Here is a 17,322-nt window from a genome sequence, read left to right on the forward strand (position 1 = left end):
GCCTACGGTGTGATCCCCCCGATGTGCGCCGAAAGCCTGGGGGGGCAATCCCCCGGGCCGCCGCGGCGTCCGGTCAGCGTGCCGTTTCCTCCGTGGCGGTGGCGGCCTCGCGCGTGGCCGCCCAGGAAGCGAGCAGGCGCAGGCCCTCCTCGGACGGGGAGCCGGGTTCCGCGGTGTAGATGGTGAGGTTGAGGCCGGGTTCGGCGGCCATCTCCAGGCCCTCGTAGGCGAGGGTGAGCTCGCCGACGGCCTGGTGGTGGAAGCGCTTCGTGCCCGTGCCGTGGTGGCGGACGTCGTGGGCGCCCCAGCGGGTGCGGAAGGCATCGCTGCGGGTGGACACCTCGCCGACGAGGTCGTGCAGGTCCTTGTCGTGAGGGTTGCGGCCGGCCTCGGTGCGCAGGATGGCCACGGAGATGTCCGCGGCCAGGTCCCAGTCCGGGTAGAAGCGGCGCGAGGCGGGGTCGAGGAACTGGAAGCGGGCGAGGTTTTCCTGGTTGTGCGGGTTGGCGTAGACGTCCGCGTAGAAGGCCCGGGCGAGCTGGTTGGCGGCGAGAAGGTCCATGCGGCCATTGCGGACGAAGGCGGGGCCGGTGGTGACGGCGTCCAGGGTCCACTGCAGGCTGCGGTGCGGCTTCCACTGGTCTCTGGGGCGCCGTCGGCGGGGCCGGGCGAGGGCGTCGGAGCCGTCAGCGGCCTGGGCCAGATGGAGCAGGTGGGCACGCTCGGCGTCGTCGAGTTGCAGGGCGCGGGCGACGGCTTCCAGGACAGCCGGGGAGACGCCGGCGAGGTTGCCGCGCTCCAGCTTGGCGTAGTACTCGACGCTGACGTCGGCGAGGGCCGCCACCTCGCTCCTGCGCAGACCCGGGACGCGTCGGCGGGTGCCCGCGGGCAGTCCGGCCCGCTCGGGGGTGATCTTGGATCGCCGCGAGGTGAGGAACTCGCGGACCTCTTCATGGTTGTCCACACCTCGACGGTACGGCCTGGTCGGCGGCGGAGGGATGTACTGCCGGTACACCCCTTGTCAGTGACTCGCAGTGCCCGCGAAAGGCCGGTTACCTGGATGACGTGGCGTTTTCCCGAGCCGTTCGTGCGGCCAGGCGGGAGCGTCACGGTCCCATGGTGTCCCTGCTTCCGGGAACGCCGGCACGCGGGCCGTCCCAGGCGGTCCGGCCCCTCGTTACGCGAAGGAACTCCTGATGCGCGGAGCAATGATCTACGCCCCCGGTGATGTGCGCTTCGAGACCGTGGACGACGCGAAGATCCTCAAGCCGACCGACGCCGTCATCCGGACGGCCGTCACCTGTGTCTGCGGCTCGGACCTGTGGCCCTACCGCGGTGCGGAGCCGATCGGTGACCCGCACCCGATGGGGCACGAGTACGTCGGGTTCGTGGAAGAGGTCGGCAGCGCGGTCACCGGCCTGCGGCCGGGACAGTTCGTCGTCGGCTCCTTCGCCACCTCCGACAACACCTGCGCGAACTGCAAGAACGGCTTCCAGTCGAACTGCCTGCACCGCGAGTTCATGTCCACCTGCCAGGCCGAGTACGTCCGCATCCCCAACGCCCAGGGCACCCTCGTGGCCCTCGACGAGACCCCGGACGAGCAGCTCTGGCCGGGCCTGCTGGCGCTGTCCGACGTCATGGGCACCGGCTGGTGGGCCGCCGACGCGGCCGAGGTACGGCCCGGCTCAACGGCTGTGGTCGTCGGCGACGGCGCCGTCGGCCTGTCCGGAGTGATCGCGGCCAAGGAGCTGGGCGCCGAGCGGATCATCGCCATGTCCCGCCACGACTCCCGGCAGAAGCTCGCGCTCGAGTTCGGCGCCACCGACATCGTCACCGAGCGTGGCGAGGAGGGTGTCGCCCGGATCAAGGAGATGACGAACGGGATCGGCGCCGACAGCGTGCTGGAATGCGTCGGCACCGCCGAAGCCATGCAGCAGGCACTGCACTCCGCCCGGCCCGGCGGCAACGTCGGCTTCGTCGGTGTCCCCCACGAGGTCGCCGTCGACGGCGAGGAGCTGTTCTACTCCCACGTCGGCCTGCGCGGCGGCCCCGCCCCCGTGCGCCGCTACCTCCCGGACCTCATCGACCGCGTCCTTTCGGGCCGGATCGACCCGGGCAAGGTCTTCGACCTCACCCTGCCCCTGGAGCAGGTCGCCGAGGGCTACGAGGCAATGGACGAGCGCCGCGCCATCAAGACCCTCCTCACCCCCTGACCCGCTCCACCGGACACGGAGTAACCGTGCAGATCACCCGCAGTTCCATCGACACCGTCAAGGGCCCGGCCGACTGGTTCACCGGCGACGTCTACATCGATCCCGTCGCCGCAGCCCCCGCGCCTTCCCGGGTCACCGCCTCCCTGGTGCACTTCATGCCCGGCGCCCGCACCCACTGGCACCGCCACCCGCTGGGGCAGACCGTCTTCGTCACCGAAGGCATCGGCCTGTGCCAACGCCGCGGCGGCCCCGTAGAGGTCATCCGCCCTGGCGACCGCGTCCTGTTCGAAGCAGACGAAGAGCACTGGCACGGCGCCGCACCGAACCGGCTCATGGTCCACCTGGCCAACAACGAGGGCGACGCCGACCACGACGTCGTGCACTGGCTGAACCCCGTCACCGACGAGGAGTACCACGTCACCCCGGCCACCGCCTGAACGAGGAGAACCATCGTGACCACGTTCGCCCTCATCGGCGCCGGCCCGGGTCTGGGTCTGGCCGCCGCCCGCCGCTTCGGCGCCGCCGGCCACCGTGTCGCCCTCCTCTCGCGCAGCATCCAGCACCAGGACAACCTGGTGGCCGAGCTCGCGCGGGACAACGTCGACGCCCGCGGGTTCACCGCCGATGTCCTCGACCCGGCCTCCCTGACCACGGCCCTGCGTGAAGCCGCCGACACACTGGGGACTATCGAGATCCTCCAGTTCAGCCCCGTGCCCCGCGGCGACTTCATGAAGCCGGTCCTGGACACCGACGCCGCCGACCTGAACGACCCGCTGACCTTCTCCGTCACGGCCCCGGTCAGCTGCGTAAACGCCGTCCTGACCGGAATGCGGGAGCTGGGCCGGGGCACGCTGCTGTTCGTCAACGGCGCCAGCGCCGTACGCCCCAACCCCGCCGTGGCCGGCACCTCGATCGCGTTCGCCGCCGAGAGCGCCTACGCCGCGATGCTCCACGACACCCTCGCGCCCGAGAACATCCACGCCGCCCAGCTGATCATTCCCGGCGCGATCCGCCCGGACGCCGAGCACTCCAGCCCGGCAGCGCTGGCCGAGCGCCTCTACGCCCTCCACACCGAGCGCGACGGCTTCCGGCACTACGCCGAGCCCATGCCCGCATGACGACCCCGGGATCTCCCTCATGAACCCCGCAATCCGTCGCGCCCTGGTCCACGTCGCTCCGGCCACTGCCCTGCTGCTGGCCGTGACCGCCTGCTCCAGCACCTCGCAGGAAGCCACCCCGGCCTCCACTCCCCCCGCCCCCGCCTCTCCACGGCAGCAGGAAACGACGATCCCCACCCCGCCAGCCACCTCTCCGTCAGTCCCCGAGAGGAGCACTCCCATGGACATCCGGGTCACCCTCGACGGCCGTCCCGTCGACGCCACCCTGAACGACAGCCCACCAGCCCGAGACTTCGCCGACCTGCTCCCGCTCACCCTGGACCTGAAGGACTTCCACGGCACGGAGCGAGTCGCCGACCTGCCACGCAAACTGGACGCCTCCGGCGCTCCCGAACCGGTCGCGGCCAAGGTCGGCGACATCGCCTACTACGCCCCCTGGGGCAACCTGGCCCTCTTCTACCAGAACGGGCCTCCCGCCTCCGCCGACCTGCTCATCCTCGGCCACCTCGACGTCAGCGCCGAGCAGCTCGGCGGGGCCGAGCGCATCACCATCGAGGCCGCCCCCTGACCTCGCCCACCCTTCGTACGGGAAGAAGTCTCCGCATGCCCTCCACCAGCAGGCCCGCACCCGGCAAGCTGCCCTTCGCCGTCTGGGTGCTCGCCGCCGGCACGTTCCTGATGGGCACCACCGAGTTCATCATCGCCGGACTGCTCCCGGAGATCGCCGCCGACCTCGGCGTCGGCGCCTCCCACGCCGGCCTGCTGATCACCGCCTTCGCCCTCGGCATGATCGTCGGCGGGCCGACCATGGCCCTGGCCACCCTGCGCCTGCCCCAGCGCCTCACCCTCGTCCTGGCCCTGGCCGTCTTCGCCCTCGGGCACGTCGTGGCCGCGCTCAGCTCCTCCTTCACGGTCGTCCTGGCCGCCCGGGTGATGACGGCGCTGGCCACCGGCGCGTTCTGGGCCGTCGGATTCGTCATCGCCACTGCCGCAGCGGGCCCGGCCCGGGCCACCCGGGCCGTCGGGGTCATGATGGGCGGCCTGACCCTGGCCAACGTCGTCGGCGTGCCGATCGGCTCCTTCGTCGGCCAGTACACCGGCTGGCGCGGCCCCTTCTGGGCCCTGGCCGTCCTCGCAGGACTCGCCGCCGTGTTCGTCGGCCGCTTCATCCCCGCCACGGAGCAGCGGGCCGAGATCTCGGTACGGGCCGAGATCCGCGCTCTGCGGCAGGGCCGGCTGTGGCTGGCGCTGGCAGCCGCCGTCCTGATCATGGGCGGTGTCCTGGCTACCTACACGTACATCACCCCGCTGCTGACCGACCGCGCCGGCATCCCGGCCGGGGCCGTCCCGCTGGTCCTGGTCGTCTTCGGGCTCGGCGCACTCGGCGGTACGGCCATCGGCGGCCGGCTGGGTGACCGCCACCCCATGGCCACCCCCCTGACCGCCGCCACCGTGACCGCTCTGGCCCTGCTCCTGCTGCTCCCTCTGTCAACCGGCCCGGTCTCGGCCGTCACCCTGCTCTTCGTCATGGCGCTGGCCGGGTTCACCGTCAACCCTGTCGTCACCTCCCTCGCCGTCCGCTTCGCCGGCAACGCGCCCACCCTCACCTCGGCCCTGACCACCTCCGCCTACAACACCGGCATCGCCGCCGGCTCCGCCCTCGCAGGCCGAGCCCTGGACTCCTCCCTCGGCCTGACCGGACCCGCCCTCATCGGAGCCGTCTCCGCCACCCTCACCCTGCTCCCGCTCATCGCGCTCGCACTCAACGGCACACGCCCGGCGCGGATCGTCGCCCAGCGCACCCCACCGACCCGTGTACGCGACAACACCCCCTCACGGGCACGAACACGCCACTGACACCCGCCCGCACACGAACGCCTCGGCTATCGAAGGAGGACGCACATGAACGTCACCTACGACTTCCACGGCAAGGCCGCGTTCGTCACCGGCGCCTCCTCCGGCATCGGCCGCACCACCGCCCTCGCCTTCGCCCGCGCCGGCGCACAGGTCGCCCTCGTCGACAGGTCCGCCGACGGGCTGCGCGAGACCGCCCGCCTCATCGAGGCCGACGGCGGACAGGCCCTCACCCTGACCTGCGACGTCACCAGCGAAGGAGACGTCCGAACCGCCGTCGACCGGACCGTCGAGCAATTCGGACGCCTGGACGCCGCGTTCAACAACGCGGGCGTACCCTGGCCAGCACACTCATCTGGCTCGACCCGTGATCGCCAAGACACCCCCTAGGGCTGGGCAGCGGTCCGGTTCGCGAGTTGTCCGGCCTTGACAGCCCTGTGAGGGCCTACTCAGCCGCAAATGGCGCAAGCGGGGAGCGCAGGGAATCTCCGCAGGAGTGTCACACAGGCTGCACACAGCCTTTCGAAAGCGTCGTTAGCGTTGTTGGCTGCTCGATCCCGTGTGCAAACGTGACCAGGCCGTGGCCCGGAGGGCCGACGGCACAAGCAACTCAGGAAGACCCCAGATGGACTACTGCTCCGCTTGTCGTCGGCATCTCAACGGAGCCCTGGTATGTCCAGGGTGCGGCGCCTACGCCCCCGACATCGCTCCGCCCACCACCGTCAGCGACAGCGCGCCGACCTGGGACATGACCTCGGCGACGGTCCCTGAGACCGACAGCCAACTGTCCGGCAGCGTTGGACCCGGCCTCGACACGAGCGCGCGTACGTCCGCCGAGGTCAAGGCTGTTCAGCCCACAGGGACCGGGCGGGCGGCGCGGCGCCGCCAACTGGCTCGGTGGAAGAAGAGCAAGCGCCGGGCGGCCGTGGCGACCGCTGTGGCCATCGTCGGTGGCGGACTGTCCGTCACCATGCTGGACCGGCAGTCCACCGACCGGGCCCAGGCAGCCAGCGCGCCGGACGAGCAAAGCATGGGCGTGGTGGAAGAGCAGGTGCCTGAGCCTGCTCAGTCGGCCCCCGCTTCGCCCGCCGTCGACCGGACGTCGCGTCGTGCCGGTGCCGAGGCGGAGACACGTGACGCGTCCGCGGTGCCGCAGCAGTCGCAAGCAGCCTCCGCCTCCGCCGAACCCCCGCTCGCCCGGCCGGCCCTCGCGGCAGCGCCGGACGACCGGCCGGCCGCCGCGGTTCCTCCTCGTCCCGTCGAGGTGCCGCCACCGGCACCGCAAACCACCACCTATTCCCCCACCGATCCCGCCCACGACAGCAGCGGTACCGCGACACAGCCGTCCGCCGCCCCGCCGACCGCCGACGGCACGGACGCGGACACGTCGCAGCCCGGTACGGCTCCCCGGCCAGCCTCGCCGTCGGAGGTCTGCCTGCTCGTGCTGTGCCTGGGCTGACCGGGCTCGGCATGCGGCCGCTACATCGCTCGCGCAGCGGAGAGGAGTCGTAGTTCGTGACTCGCCGCCATGGAGTGGTGCTGCACCAGATCGGCCGATGGTGGGCCGTCGATGTCCCGGGCCTCGACCTCCACAGCCAGTGCCGCACGCTGGACGAAGGGGAGGGGCTGGCCCGAAACCTCATCGCCGAGGCCATCGGCGCCGCCCTGGAGGCGATCATCCTGGACATAGTCGTCACCGACTTCGCGGCCCTGCTCGGCTCGGTGAGAAAGGCACGCCAGCGCCGGGCGGCCGCGGTCGCCGCTGAACAGCGCGCCATCAGCGAGGCCGTCCGCGAGCTGGCGGAGAACCTGCGCGTGAGCCGGAGCGACGCCGCCCGGCTGCTCGGCCTGTCGCCGGAGGAGGTGGCCCGCTTCATGCCACCGGGCGGCGTCGCCCCGTACCAGCGCAAGGACCACCGCGCCCCGGCGACACCTCCCTCCGCCCGCCAACTCCCGGCCCGCCCAACCAGCCCGGCAGACGGGCTCGGCCCACCGTCACGCCGCACCGGTGCACAGCCATGGACACGCGGGCCGACGGGGCGTCAACGAGTAGGTGTGCCCGAGGCCATGGCGCAAGCGGTCACCGTCACGGTTGCTGATCGCGCAACCAACCGTCATGGCGTCCCCGTGACGCACCACGTGGGCGAGGCGAAGTTGGGACAGGAGTGCCCCCCCACAGGCACACAGCGCCATTCAGGGAGACAGCGGGCCACAAGGTGCAGCGACAGGCACGTTCCCTCCGTGGCAGGCCCGCCCGCACTCAATTGAGATGGAGCCACCGGCGGTCTCGGATGCCATAGTGGTGTGTCGTATCCTCCCCCGGCATTGGTCGGCCGCTGGGAGGACGGACGTTGGGACAACGAGGCACGCATCGATGCGTGTCGGCCCACGGCCCTGCTCTGACCACGACCACGCACACTGAGACGACCGCCCCACCCGGCGACCATGCCCCCGCCGGTTGCCCGAACTCTCAACGGCTGTGTGTCTGTCCTGCGATCCAGTCGGTTGCGGCGATGAACGGCGTCACCGGTTCCGCGCGGTACGTACCCTGAGAGTGAAGGACTTCTGTGGTACTCGAGCACAACCTTCGGTCGAACTTCGTCTTCGCTCCGCCCGAGGACAGCCCAGCCGCCTGGCAGGCGAGCCTGGAAACGTTCCGCACTGCGCTGGAGCGGTCCTTCCCCGACGCCTTCCTCGAGATCAACACCTCCAGCCTGCGCGACGTCCCTGTCCTGGACTTCGAGATCGAAGTGGAACAGGGCGTCTTCGTCACCGGGACGGCCGCCATGCCGACCCCGGACTACGCCCACGTCACCATCATCGACGTAACCGCGCACACGGCGGCCTTGTTCGCCCAGTGGCTCCGTGACTCGTACGTCCCCTCACCAGCCAGCGTGCGTTCCATAAGCAGTTTCGCCATGGAGAACGGCGACGAGACCCCCTGGCCGCTGCCCGCAACAGGTGACTCCACACAGATCGAGGCCGCCCTGCGCAGCTACCTGGCCACGACCGGAGGCGAGTAGCCGGCGCGGCGGCCGAACCGACGCCCTCCAGGTCCCATGCGCGCATCGCAGAGCCCCCATCCGGCGGACGACGCACATCATGCACTCCCGCACCCTGGCGGGTGGACGCCACTGCGCGCCTCGGTGGGCATCACAGGTTCATCCACCCACTGGCCGGTGAGCACGATGCCGTCCAAGTCCATCCCTTGACGGCACCGCGCAACGCCAGGCTGCGGCCGGGCGGGGGTAGCCGCCCGGCCGACGGTTGCACAGTCACCCGTTCATTCGCTCTGGCCGGACGCCACCGCCGACGGAGTGTCGCCTTACTGATCGTTTCAGAATGACTCCGGCCGAGAGCAGCAATCCTGTTGGCACTTGTACAGCTGAGTTGGCACCTTGGCCCATGGCCTTGTGCATGCGGCTTGGTCCGGACCGGTCGGAACGTAGGAGTGGATGGATGGGCGTGGATGCGGAGCGGGAGTGCTGGGAGCTGCGGTCGGGAGCCGGTGTGGGGCCGTTGCAGTTCGGAATGTCTCCAACCGAGGTCGCCCAGGCACTTGTGGTCCCTGGACCGCAGGAACGGGTTGGCGGTCCGTATGCGCAGGAGGACTTCCCGCACGGGGTGAAAGCGTTCTACGACGCGGGCAAGCTCGCCTGTGTTGCGCTGGATGCGGTCACCGGTCCGCAGGTCTTCCTGTCTGGCTTCCCATTGGCGGGAAGCGATCCGGAGCAGTGCCAGCAGTTCCTACTGGACCACGCTGCGGAGCATGGGAACTGTCTGCTCTACACGCCTGATGGCTCGCTTTCCCTGGCTGATCTCGGGGTTCTGTTGCGCTCGCAGCAGGTCGGGGCAGCGCGCCTGACACGTCCGCTCTTCGTGAAGGAGGAGTGGTTGGAGTCGCAGTACTTCCGAGACCACCTTCCCCTGGAGGGCGCCTCAGGCTGAGCGCTCGACCTGGCGAGCTGACGCCAGACCCTGCGCTCAAATCACGATGAGATGCCGCGGGTCTTGTACTCGACGATCTCGGTCGGCAAGGTATCCGGGTGCGTACTGATCTTGTTCCGGACGACCTGTGGGAGCGGGTGGCCCCGTTGCTGCCACCCCCTCCCGAACGACGCCACCGGCACCCCGGGCGGTTGCGTGTTCCTGACCGAACAGCACTCGCCGGCGTCCTGTTCGTGCTGCGGACCGGTGTCGCCTGGCGGGACGTCCCGGCGGAGACTGTGGGCTGTTCCGGCGTGACGGCCTGGCGTCGGCTGCGGGACTGGACCGAGGTCGGTATCTGGCCACGCTTGCACGCCGCCCTGCTGACCGAGCTGCGTGGCGCCGGCCTGCTGGACCTGGGCGACTGCTCCGTGGACGGATCGCACGTCCGGGCTCTCAAAGGGGGGATCACGTCGGCCCTTCACCCGTCGACCGCGCCCGCCCCGGCTCCAAGCACCACCTGATCGTCGACCGCTACGGAACCCCACTCGCCGTGACGCTCACTGGCGGCAACCGGCACGACGTCACCCAGCTCCTGCCCCTGCTCAACGCGGTCCCGCCGATTCGGGGAGCTCGGGGACGCCCTCGCCGCAAACCCCGGTGCCTGTACGCCGACCGGGGCTACGACTTCGACAAGTACCGCCGCCTGCTGTGGAAACGTGGCATCAAACCCATGATCGCCCGACGGGGCGTCGCCCACGGCTCCGGACTGGGCAAGGTCCGCTGGGTGGTCGAGCGCGCATTCGCCTGGCTGCACCAGTTCAAACGGCTCCGCACCCGCTACGAACGCCGCGCCGACCTCCACCAGGGGTTGCTCGACCTGGCCTGCAGCCTCATATGCCTCCGCCGCCTTCGGACCTCATTCTGAAAAGATCAGTTAGAGCCAGTGCGCAGCGACCAGGCGGATGACTCGCCGCTCCGCCGGAATCCAGCCTGAGTAGGGTGCGGGCGCCAGGGACAGCCCTGTACAGGACGAAGGATGCGTGACCACACCGGTCATACCAAGATCGTCCCACTCATGACCAGCGGATGCGGGAAAGTCGGGCAGTAAGTGCCCGCCGCTCTGACCCTTCATCCACCGATACAAAGACGGTAAATTTTACCGCCTGTCGGCTTCACGCTGCCTGGAAACCGAGGAGGGCCTAGCGGACAACCGCAGTTCCCCCCACGGCATGAAATCGAGAGTGACCGCATCGAGTACACTCCCGACTTCAGGATAGTCGTCAGGCGTTACTTCCGAACCTTCCTCTGCAAGCAGTACAGAGTCAATGAAAGCTGGAATTCCAGCTACAGGCGACAACAACTCCACCTCGACTCCGAAACGATCCCGATGCTCGGTGACCCGACACTGGACGATCTGGAATTGATGTAGGCCGCTACGCTTCCACAGCTGCGCGCGATCTACCATGTATACCCCTGATAGTAGTTAATCCACTTACTCTTGCTATCAGTCTCAACCGGCTCCCTGACCGCTCCGCGGACGCTGCTGACCTGTCACCCGCCGACGTTCCCCGCCTGACGTCGCCGCCGCACTGACAGCGGCACGGCGCGGCGGCCCCGGCCGACGCCCAACCGGCTGAGCGCACCCCTGCCCCCCCGGGGGCGTCCGCGCCGCCCGTCCCGCCCGTGCCGCCGCGATCAAGGGATAGCGCCCTGACCCCTGGCCGCCGGCTCCCGCACGCACGTGGTTTCCACGCTCGCACGCGGCCAGGGCCGGGGCCTGCAGAGCAGGGAATTCCCGCTCTCTGACCGCGGCTCTCCCCTCTTGGCCCGCTCCTCACGGACAGGAACCGGCACGGCCAGACGTTTGTTCGGGCGCGATCGGTGCAGACGATGAGCTGACACAGCCTTTATATGAAGCGGAGGCACCATGGGCATCATCGCGTGGATCATCATCGGCCTGCTCGCCGGCGTCATCGCCAAGGCCCTGATGCCGGGCAAGGACCCCGGCGGCATCATCATCACCATGCTCATCGGCATCGCCGGCGGTCTGCTCGGCGGCTGGCTCGGCAAGGTCATCTTCGGCGTCGACTCCATCGACGGGTTCTTCGAGCTCTCCACCTGGATCGCCGCGATCGCCGGCTCCGTCATCCTGCTCGCCCTCTACCGCCTCGTCACCGGCAACCGGCACTCGCACCGACACGCATGACCCGCTGAAGGCATAACACCTCCGGCCACACCTGGACGGCTCCCTTCCCTGTACGCAGGACGGGAGCCGTCAGCGTGTACGACCGGGCCACCCAGTGGCCCACCCACCGGTTGCCATCGCCCGCGTCCACCACGTCCTGCCCGCCCGTCCGACCGGATGCCTGTGCTGCCCGGTGGCATGATCGTGCTTCTCGTGGGCAGCGACTGGCGTGTCACTGAAATGCCTGATAGCGGTGACCTGATAGTGCTGCTCACCGAAGCCGGCTTGCCACGGGGCAGCAAGGGCAGCCAGGGATCGACCCGCCCGACGCACAGGGGCGTCAGCGGTGTGCGTATGCGGGGCAAAGCCGGCGTCGATGTCGCCCGCGACGCCTCCGGCCGGCGAGGTCACCGGCGCCCGCTGGTACCGCGCCCGCCCTGACCTGTCCCCCGCCGTCGTTCCCCGCCTCACTGACAGCGGCACGGCGGCCCCAGCCGACGCGCAACCAGCTGAGCGTGCCCCGACACCCGGCCGCGGCCGTGCCGCCCATCCAGCCGACCCCTTCCCCGCCTCTGCGCGGCCATCGTCGACCGCCTGACCTTCAACGGCCCCATCATCGAGACCGGCACCGACTCCTACCGACTCGCCAGCACCCGCGCGCGAGCGGAAGCGCCAGCCACGGCCAGCTGAAACCGCCCGATTCGGCGGTGCCACCCACTCAACCGGTCAAAGTGCCCTGGTGGAAGTACATCCGCCAGCCCGTCTCCGTCAGGCGCCACACAGAGCTCCGCCACGCCCGACGGCCCTGGTTGTCGGCGAAGTACGTCAGATGAACGACGCCCGGAGCGAGGACGACTCCGGACATTTCCCTGACCTTGACCGGACACTCCGGGGACACCGAGCCGCCGCTCGTTACCGTGAGGATCGACTCCACATCCCACCGGCGCCCAGAAACCCCGATCTCGGTGAACTCCGGATCCAGAAGCTCCAGGACACGGGCCGGGGAAGCACGCACCTCGGGATCGAGAAGCCGCATCTCCCCATCGATGGCTGCCTGCACGGCCCGCTCCCTCTCATCCGTCATGCGCAGACCGTACGGACGCTGCTTGTGCCAAGGCACAGCGAATTGATCACACAACGCGACGATGGCACGGCGATGCCGTCAGAACTCGAGAACACTCTCGACACAGTGATCACCAACTGCCTCCGGAACTCAGGCAGAAGTGCTGCCGCCAAACGTGAACGAAGCCATCTGTTCGAGGTCAGCCCCGTTCTCCACGCTCCCACCGCGATTGTCATCGCCGACCAGGCTGTCACCGACGACCGCTGGGCGAAGGTGCGCGGGCGCCCCCGCCGTCCTCGTGGAGGCCGGGACATGTGTGGTGCGTCGCCCCGGTGGAGGGGCTGGTGACACAGTTGTTTACCTGCCTGCGGATGTGGAGGGCGTGTCGGTCATGGTGGCGACTGCGTCGGCAGCTGTGGCATGGACAGGCAGGAGTGAGTCGATGCCGGTGAGGCTGAGCATGCGCATCAAGCGGTCGGGGGCGCCGGCGAGACTGAGTGCGCCGCCGGCTTCCTGGGCCGCGTGCCAGATGCCGATGATCGCGCTGAGGCCGGCGGAGTCGCAGAAGCCGACCTGTGCCAGGTCCAGCACAAGGCGCGGGTGCCCTTGCTGGATGATCTCCAGGGCTCCGGAGCGCAGGGTGGGCGCGGTGCGCATGTCCGCATCCCCGACGATCGTGGCGATCGCGTGGCCGGGGCGGGGGTGCTGAACGGTCAGGTGAAGCGTGTGAGTCACGTCGGTCGTCACTCCTGGCCGAAGTGTTCGGGTGCGGCGGTGGTGCGGACGGTGGCGGCGATACCGGTGTCCGGGGCGGTTTCGGGGCCGGTCACGGACAGGGCCAGCAAGGCCACGTCGTCGCCGGCTCCGTCGGGCAGCGAGGTCAGCAGTGCAACGGTGTCTTCGACCAGGGAGGTGGCCGTCACGGGCCTGGTGCGCTGGTGGAGGAAGCCGGTCAGGCCGTCCTCGCCGAGCATGGCGCCCCGGGCGGTGCGGGCTTCGGTCAGCCCGTCGGTGTAGAGGAACAGGCTCTCTCCGGGGGCCAGGGAGAAGGTGGTCTGGGCGAAGGGCGCCTGGGGGAAGGCGCCGACGAGCATGCCGCCCTTGGGGCGTATCGCCTTGACCCATACCGCGCCGCTGTCGTCGGGGCGCACGTGGTAGACCGGCGGATGGCCGCCGGTGGCTATCGTGATGGTGAAGCCGCCGTCCTGCTGTGGTGCCAGGAGGCCGAAGAGAGCGGTGCAAAAGCGGCTTCCGGCGGTGACGTCGGTGAGCAGGGCGGTGTTGAGCGTGTTCAGAACGGTGACCGGGTCCGGGTCGATCTGGGCCGCGGCGCGCAGGGTGTGGCGGGCAAGAGCGGTGACGGTCGCCGCTTCGGGGCCCTTGCCGCACACGTCACCGAGGAAGAACGCCCACCGGCCGCCGTCGACGGGGAAGACGTCGTAGAAGTCGCCGCCCACATCGTGGACGGAGGCGGTGTGGTAGTGGCAGGCCAGTTCCAGGCCGGGCACTACGGGAAGGGCCGGGGGCAGCAGGGTGCGCTGGAGGGTGGAGGCGAACGCGGCGATAGCGGCCTTGTCCTTTTCCGCCTGTTCCCGCGCCGCCCGTTCCGCCTCGGCACGCGCTCCTTCCATTTCGGCATGACGGCTCTCCGCTTCCCGCCGTTCCTGCTCGTTGCGCAGGGCGCGCAGCGCCGACAGCCGCAGCTCCATCTCGTCCATGACGATCGCGGCGAGGTCGGCCAGTGTGGCGATGTCATCCTCGGTGATGAAGCGCGGCTTGGTGTCGAGGATGTTGACCGTGCCCAGCCGGTAGCCGTCAGAGGTGGTGATCGGTGCGGCGGCGTAGAAGCGCACCCCCATCTCTCCGGTGACCAGCGGATTGTCCGCCGCCACCGGGTCACGAAGGGTGTCGGGGAGGACCAGCGCGTCATCGCGCAAAATCGCCGAGCCGCACAGGCCCGGATCCCGGCCGATCTCCTTGACGCCCGCCAGGCCATGGGCCGCCTTGAACCAGATCCGGTCGATGTCCACGATCGTGACCGTGGCCACAGGAACGTCAAAGAGACGGGCGGCCATGGCAGCCACCCGGTCGAACGCCCCGTCCGGCGGAGTGTCGAGGATGTCGTAGCGGCGTACCGCCGCAATACGGGCCGCCTCCACATCCGGGTCCGGGACCAGCTCGGGACGCCGCCCCGGCGCAGGGTCGGTGGCCGAGGCCTGATCGGTCATCGGCTTTCCTCTCCTCGGTGGGCCGCCAGAAGCGCCACGAACCGACGCAGCCTAGATCGAGAGCCGTCCGAACGCCAATGCCGCCCTAAATGCCGGATTTGCTGCGGTAGAGCCCCTACCATGATCAACGCGACCTGGGGCGGGGCACTCCGGCCGCCGGAGCGAGGTGGCGCCGTCTGCACCTGCGACCTCATCCAGCAGTACGAGCCGCCCTCCGAACGGGACGCGAGCGCGCTGCGGGCGCTGAGCACGGAGTGGGCGTGACGCCGCAGACCACGGGTCGCCGATCTGGCGGACGCACCAGTGTGCGGAAGGACCCCGGGCCGTCATGGCAACGCCCGGGGTCTGCTGCTGTCGCACCTGGCTGGCGATCAAGTGCAACGCGGGGTGCAACGCGCGCCCTGCCCCGGCTCTGAGCGGTGTGCAGCAGGTCAGAGGTGCAAGACGGTTCGCTGTTGGCCGTTCGCGGCCGAGGCTGGGCCGTGCTACGGAGCCGGGCTGACGGTGCCGTTGTGGTCGATGATGTAGCGGCCGGTGGTCTTGCCGTCGACCTGCCGATGTTCGATCCACTGCGTCGACAGGTAATGCAGGTTCTGGTGTTGGCGTTCCCAAGGCATGTGATGTCCGGTGACGCATGCCGTGACCATGATCTTGCCGATCCGGCGATGGCGTCGTACAGCGCCCGGACGAGAAGCGATCTCCGACTTATCCGGCTTGGCCGGCGTCGTGTTCGCCAGCCTGTCATGCTCACCGTCCACGATCGGGACGGGCACGCGTCCGCCGAGAACGCCGCCCTGTGCCGCAGTCGTCTCGTTCCATCCCCAGCGGACGACGTGGAGACGCTGGACGCCGACGCCCTCCGCGCCGCGATGCCTACTCCGCCGATCTCCGGCGGCGCGGGCGGACCGGACCCCGCCACGCCCTGCGAGGGCGCCGTCCGCATGGCCGAGCCGCTCGGCGTCGGCGTCGGCGTCGCACTACCTGGCAGGGCGAAGGCCACGGTGCCTATGACGGCGGGAACGCCTACGTGCGGTGAACGGTCGGCGCAGTCAAAGCGAGACGCGCGGCCAGAGACGGCGGTGTGGGCGCGGTGGGTGGAGCTCCCCGATGGCGGCCGCTCGGAGCGGCGGGAAGGGGGCGAGGCGGTCGGGTGTGGGCACGGTGCCCTCGTTCCTCCGGCCTGCTGGCCGGGTCGGCGGTCGTCCGCCCCGCACGCGAATGTGCGCACGGGCCGGAGCCACCGTGGGGAGGGACCCCTTGTCCGCGGTCTGACGACCGGAGCCGTGGAGTGTCCGTTTTCGCCTTGACCACCCCCTTGACGGGTGGGTTTGTCCGTGGCCGACGCCACCACACAGGCGGGGGCGGAGTTCAGCGGGCGGGACGGGTGCTGGACGGCGAGGAACCGAGCCGCCAGTCCGAGGGCTTCTGACCGCGGAACGTCTCACCGGCCTCAGTTCCGGCCTTGTCCCGGGCGAACTCCCGCTCGGCTGCCGACAACTGCTGGGGCGCGCAGCCGGGGTGCACCCAGCCTTCGGCCACCTTCGTGATGACCTTGTCCTTGCCGTAGTCCTTGAAGCAGGCCGGGCAGGTGCCGCCGTACGCGGCCCGCACCGAGCCGCGCGGCAGCGGCACCGCCCTCTTCGCCGCCTTCTCCACGGTCGGCTTCCCGCCGCCCGCCTTCTTCTTCGCCGCCTGCGCTCGCTTGATCGCCTCGCGCTGCGCCTTGCCGGGCCGCTTCTTCGGCTGCTGCCCGCTGGCCGCCTTCCCGGCCTTCTGCGCCGGGGTCTGTCCCACGCGCGGGTCGTAGAGCCGACGCCTGGCGGCCGCCGCGCGCCACGCGCACCAACCACCGGGAACGGCGGCGCGCGGAAACGCACCAGTGCGCGCGTGGCGCGATGAGTTGCGCACGATGTACCGCACTCCCCACCCGATGGTGCGCACCGAGTGGACTCCACTGCGCGCCTGATGCGCACCAGAGTGGCGTCCACTCCCCCACCCGTGCGCACGGTGGACTCCACTCCCACTCGGTGGTGCCAGCGTGACAGTGACGGTGCGGGAGGGAGAGTTCTCCCCTCCGGACAAACGCATCGCGGGCCACTGTGTGCCATCGCCGGGCCGGTAGCGGGCGTGGTCAAGGAGAAACACCGGAAGTATGCCTCGATCCTCGGGATGCACGCGGCCAGGCAGCCCGTCGCGCCGAACTCCCGTGGGACTGCACCTGCGCCGCCGGGCCGCTCGCCGAGGCCAGCGGGAGCTCGGGAGCTCGCTTTCTTGTTCTGGACTCATCACATCCGGTCCGACCTCTGCCCCGCAGCCCTCCCGCCTGACGTCGCTGCCTAGCACTTTGGTCAGGATGCACGGCGGAAGACGGCCGCCGGTCCGATGACGGCGGGGCAGGACTTGCCGCGGAGGCGGTCCATCGCCTGCTCGGCCAGCAGACGGCCCTCGCGGGCGTCGTCGTCGAGGCTGATCTGTTGGGCAACCCGGTCGGCGTCGACGAGGTCTTCGCCACGCAGGGCGATCCCGGTGAGACGGCCACGTGCAGGCCGGCGGCGTCCATCAGCTGGTGGGCGAGCTGCCGCAGGTCGTCGTCGTGGGCGGACGGCTCGGCCAGGCGGCGGGTCTTCTCCCGGGAGGTGCCGCCCGCGAAGCGCAGGGTGAGCGTCAGGGCGCGTGCGGCCTGTCCGCGGCGGCGCAGGCGTACGCCGAGGCGGACGACGAGGTGGAGGAG

The 17,322-nt window shown here is 70.1% G+C and carries 20 protein-coding genes and 1 pseudogene; 14 read left to right on the forward strand and 7 right to left on the reverse strand.

Annotated elements, in window-relative coordinates; all coding sequences use genetic code 11:
• Window positions 1–73: 73 nt before the first annotated feature.
• A complete protein-coding gene (locus tag ACIG0D_RS22305; RefSeq protein WP_399803509.1) occupies window positions 74–964 on the reverse strand; it encodes a helix-turn-helix transcriptional regulator in 891 nt (296 codons plus the stop codon).
• Window positions 965–1,196: 232 nt separating this feature from the next.
• On the opposite strand from ACIG0D_RS22305, the gene ACIG0D_RS22310 reads away from it, so the two are divergent.
• The 13 genes and pseudogenes from ACIG0D_RS22310 to ACIG0D_RS22370 form a co-directional block, all read left to right on the forward strand.
• A complete protein-coding gene (locus ACIG0D_RS22310; protein WP_399803513.1) occupies window positions 1,197–2,213 on the forward strand; it encodes a zinc-dependent alcohol dehydrogenase family protein in 1,017 nt (338 codons plus the stop codon).
• A gap of 26 nt (window positions 2,214–2,239) precedes the next feature.
• Window positions 2,240–2,650, forward strand: a complete 411-nt coding sequence (locus ACIG0D_RS22315) for a cupin domain-containing protein (RefSeq protein WP_399803515.1) — start codon at window positions 2,240–2,242, stop codon at window positions 2,648–2,650.
• Between the two features lie 15 nt (window positions 2,651–2,665).
• The gene (locus tag ACIG0D_RS22320; protein ID WP_399803518.1) at window positions 2,666–3,331 is read left to right on the forward strand and encodes an SDR family NAD(P)-dependent oxidoreductase; all 666 of its coding nucleotides are present in this window, start codon (window positions 2,666–2,668) and stop codon (window positions 3,329–3,331) included.
• A gap of 220 nt (window positions 3,332–3,551) precedes the next feature.
• On the forward strand, window positions 3,552–3,899 hold the full coding sequence (locus ACIG0D_RS22325; protein WP_399803520.1) for a cyclophilin-like fold protein: 348 nt from the start codon (window positions 3,552–3,554) through the stop codon (window positions 3,897–3,899).
• 35 nt (window positions 3,900–3,934) lie between these two features.
• Window positions 3,935–5,188 carry an MFS transporter gene (locus ACIG0D_RS22330; protein ID WP_399803524.1) on the forward strand — a complete coding sequence of 418 codons (1,254 nt, stop codon included), beginning with the start codon at window positions 3,935–3,937 and terminating at the stop codon, window positions 5,186–5,188.
• 45 nt (window positions 5,189–5,233) lie between these two features.
• Entirely contained in the window at window positions 5,234–5,575 is a 342-nt protein-coding gene (locus ACIG0D_RS22335; protein WP_399803527.1) for an SDR family NAD(P)-dependent oxidoreductase, read from the forward strand.
• A 235-nt stretch (window positions 5,576–5,810) separates the two neighbouring features.
• Window positions 5,811–6,644, forward strand: a complete 834-nt coding sequence (locus ACIG0D_RS22340) for a hypothetical protein (protein WP_399803530.1) — start codon at window positions 5,811–5,813, stop codon at window positions 6,642–6,644.
• A 77-nt stretch (window positions 6,645–6,721) separates the two neighbouring features.
• On the forward strand, window positions 6,722–7,453 hold the full coding sequence (locus ACIG0D_RS22345) for a hypothetical protein (RefSeq protein WP_399803533.1): 732 nt from the start codon (window positions 6,722–6,724) through the stop codon (window positions 7,451–7,453).
• 299 nt (window positions 7,454–7,752) lie between these two features.
• Window positions 7,753–8,208 carry a hypothetical protein gene (locus ACIG0D_RS22350; RefSeq protein ID WP_399803535.1) on the forward strand — a complete coding sequence of 152 codons (456 nt, stop codon included), beginning with the start codon at window positions 7,753–7,755 and terminating at the stop codon, window positions 8,206–8,208.
• Between the two features lie 436 nt (window positions 8,209–8,644).
• Window positions 8,645–9,133: a hypothetical protein gene (locus tag ACIG0D_RS22355; protein ID WP_399803538.1), complete on the forward strand. Its 489-nt coding sequence runs from the start codon at window positions 8,645–8,647 to the stop codon at window positions 9,131–9,133.
• A gap of 98 nt (window positions 9,134–9,231) precedes the next feature.
• Window positions 9,232–10,040, forward strand: a protein-coding gene (locus tag ACIG0D_RS22360; RefSeq protein WP_399803540.1) for an IS5 family transposase whose coding sequence is annotated in 2 segments (ribosomal slippage) — window positions 9,232–9,571 and window positions 9,571–10,040 — 810 coding nt in all. Because the reading frame shifts where the segments join, the coding sequence is not laid out codon by codon here.
• Between the two features lie 1,002 nt (window positions 10,041–11,042).
• Complete coding sequence (locus tag ACIG0D_RS22365) at window positions 11,043–11,321, forward strand: GlsB/YeaQ/YmgE family stress response membrane protein (protein ID WP_399803451.1); 279 nt, start codon at window positions 11,043–11,045, stop codon at window positions 11,319–11,321.
• A gap of 543 nt (window positions 11,322–11,864) precedes the next feature.
• A pseudogene (locus ACIG0D_RS22370) lies at window positions 11,865–11,990 on the forward strand (AAA family ATPase); the annotation flags it as partial.
• 28 nt (window positions 11,991–12,018) lie between these two features.
• On the opposite strand, the gene ACIG0D_RS22375 reads toward ACIG0D_RS22370, so the two are convergent.
• From ACIG0D_RS22375 to ACIG0D_RS22385, 3 genes are all read right to left on the reverse strand, one after another.
• On the reverse strand, window positions 12,019–12,384 hold the full coding sequence (locus tag ACIG0D_RS22375; protein WP_399803543.1) for a DUF4440 domain-containing protein: 366 nt from the start codon (window positions 12,382–12,384) through the stop codon (window positions 12,019–12,021).
• Window positions 12,385–12,720: 336 nt separating this feature from the next.
• Window positions 12,721–13,110 carry an STAS domain-containing protein gene (locus tag ACIG0D_RS22380; protein ID WP_399803546.1) on the reverse strand — a complete coding sequence of 130 codons (390 nt, stop codon included), beginning with the start codon at window positions 13,108–13,110 and terminating at the stop codon, window positions 12,721–12,723.
• Window positions 13,107–14,591, reverse strand: a complete 1,485-nt coding sequence (locus tag ACIG0D_RS22385; RefSeq protein ID WP_399803549.1) for a PP2C family protein-serine/threonine phosphatase — start codon at window positions 14,589–14,591, stop codon at window positions 13,107–13,109. Before ACIG0D_RS22385 ends, ACIG0D_RS22380 begins: the two co-directional genes overlap by 4 nt.
• 120 nt (window positions 14,592–14,711) lie before the next feature.
• Here ACIG0D_RS22385 and ACIG0D_RS22390 point away from each other — a divergent pair, with 120 nt between their 5' ends.
• Window positions 14,712–14,855 (forward strand): hypothetical protein, encoded by a 144-nt coding sequence (locus ACIG0D_RS22390; protein ID WP_399803552.1) that lies wholly within the window; start codon window positions 14,712–14,714, stop codon window positions 14,853–14,855.
• Between the two features lie 221 nt (window positions 14,856–15,076).
• Here the strand turns inward: ACIG0D_RS22390 and ACIG0D_RS22395 are convergent, their stop codons facing one another.
• From ACIG0D_RS22395 to ACIG0D_RS22405, 3 genes are all read right to left on the reverse strand, one after another.
• Window positions 15,077–15,349: a hypothetical protein gene (locus ACIG0D_RS22395; RefSeq protein WP_399803554.1), complete on the reverse strand. Its 273-nt coding sequence runs from the start codon at window positions 15,347–15,349 to the stop codon at window positions 15,077–15,079.
• A 610-nt stretch (window positions 15,350–15,959) separates the two neighbouring features.
• Window positions 15,960–16,385 carry a hypothetical protein gene (locus ACIG0D_RS22400; RefSeq protein ID WP_399803556.1) on the reverse strand — a complete coding sequence of 142 codons (426 nt, stop codon included), beginning with the start codon at window positions 16,383–16,385 and terminating at the stop codon, window positions 15,960–15,962.
• 337 nt (window positions 16,386–16,722) lie between these two features.
• On the reverse strand, window positions 16,723–17,289 hold the full coding sequence (locus tag ACIG0D_RS22405; RefSeq protein ID WP_399804129.1) for a hypothetical protein: 567 nt from the start codon (window positions 17,287–17,289) through the stop codon (window positions 16,723–16,725).
• Window positions 17,290–17,322: the final 33 nt, after the last annotated feature.

It is taken from the genome of Streptomyces sp. NPDC052773 (assembly GCF_044547145.1).
In the GTDB taxonomy this organism is placed as follows: domain Bacteria; phylum Actinomycetota; class Actinomycetes; order Streptomycetales; family Streptomycetaceae; genus Streptomyces.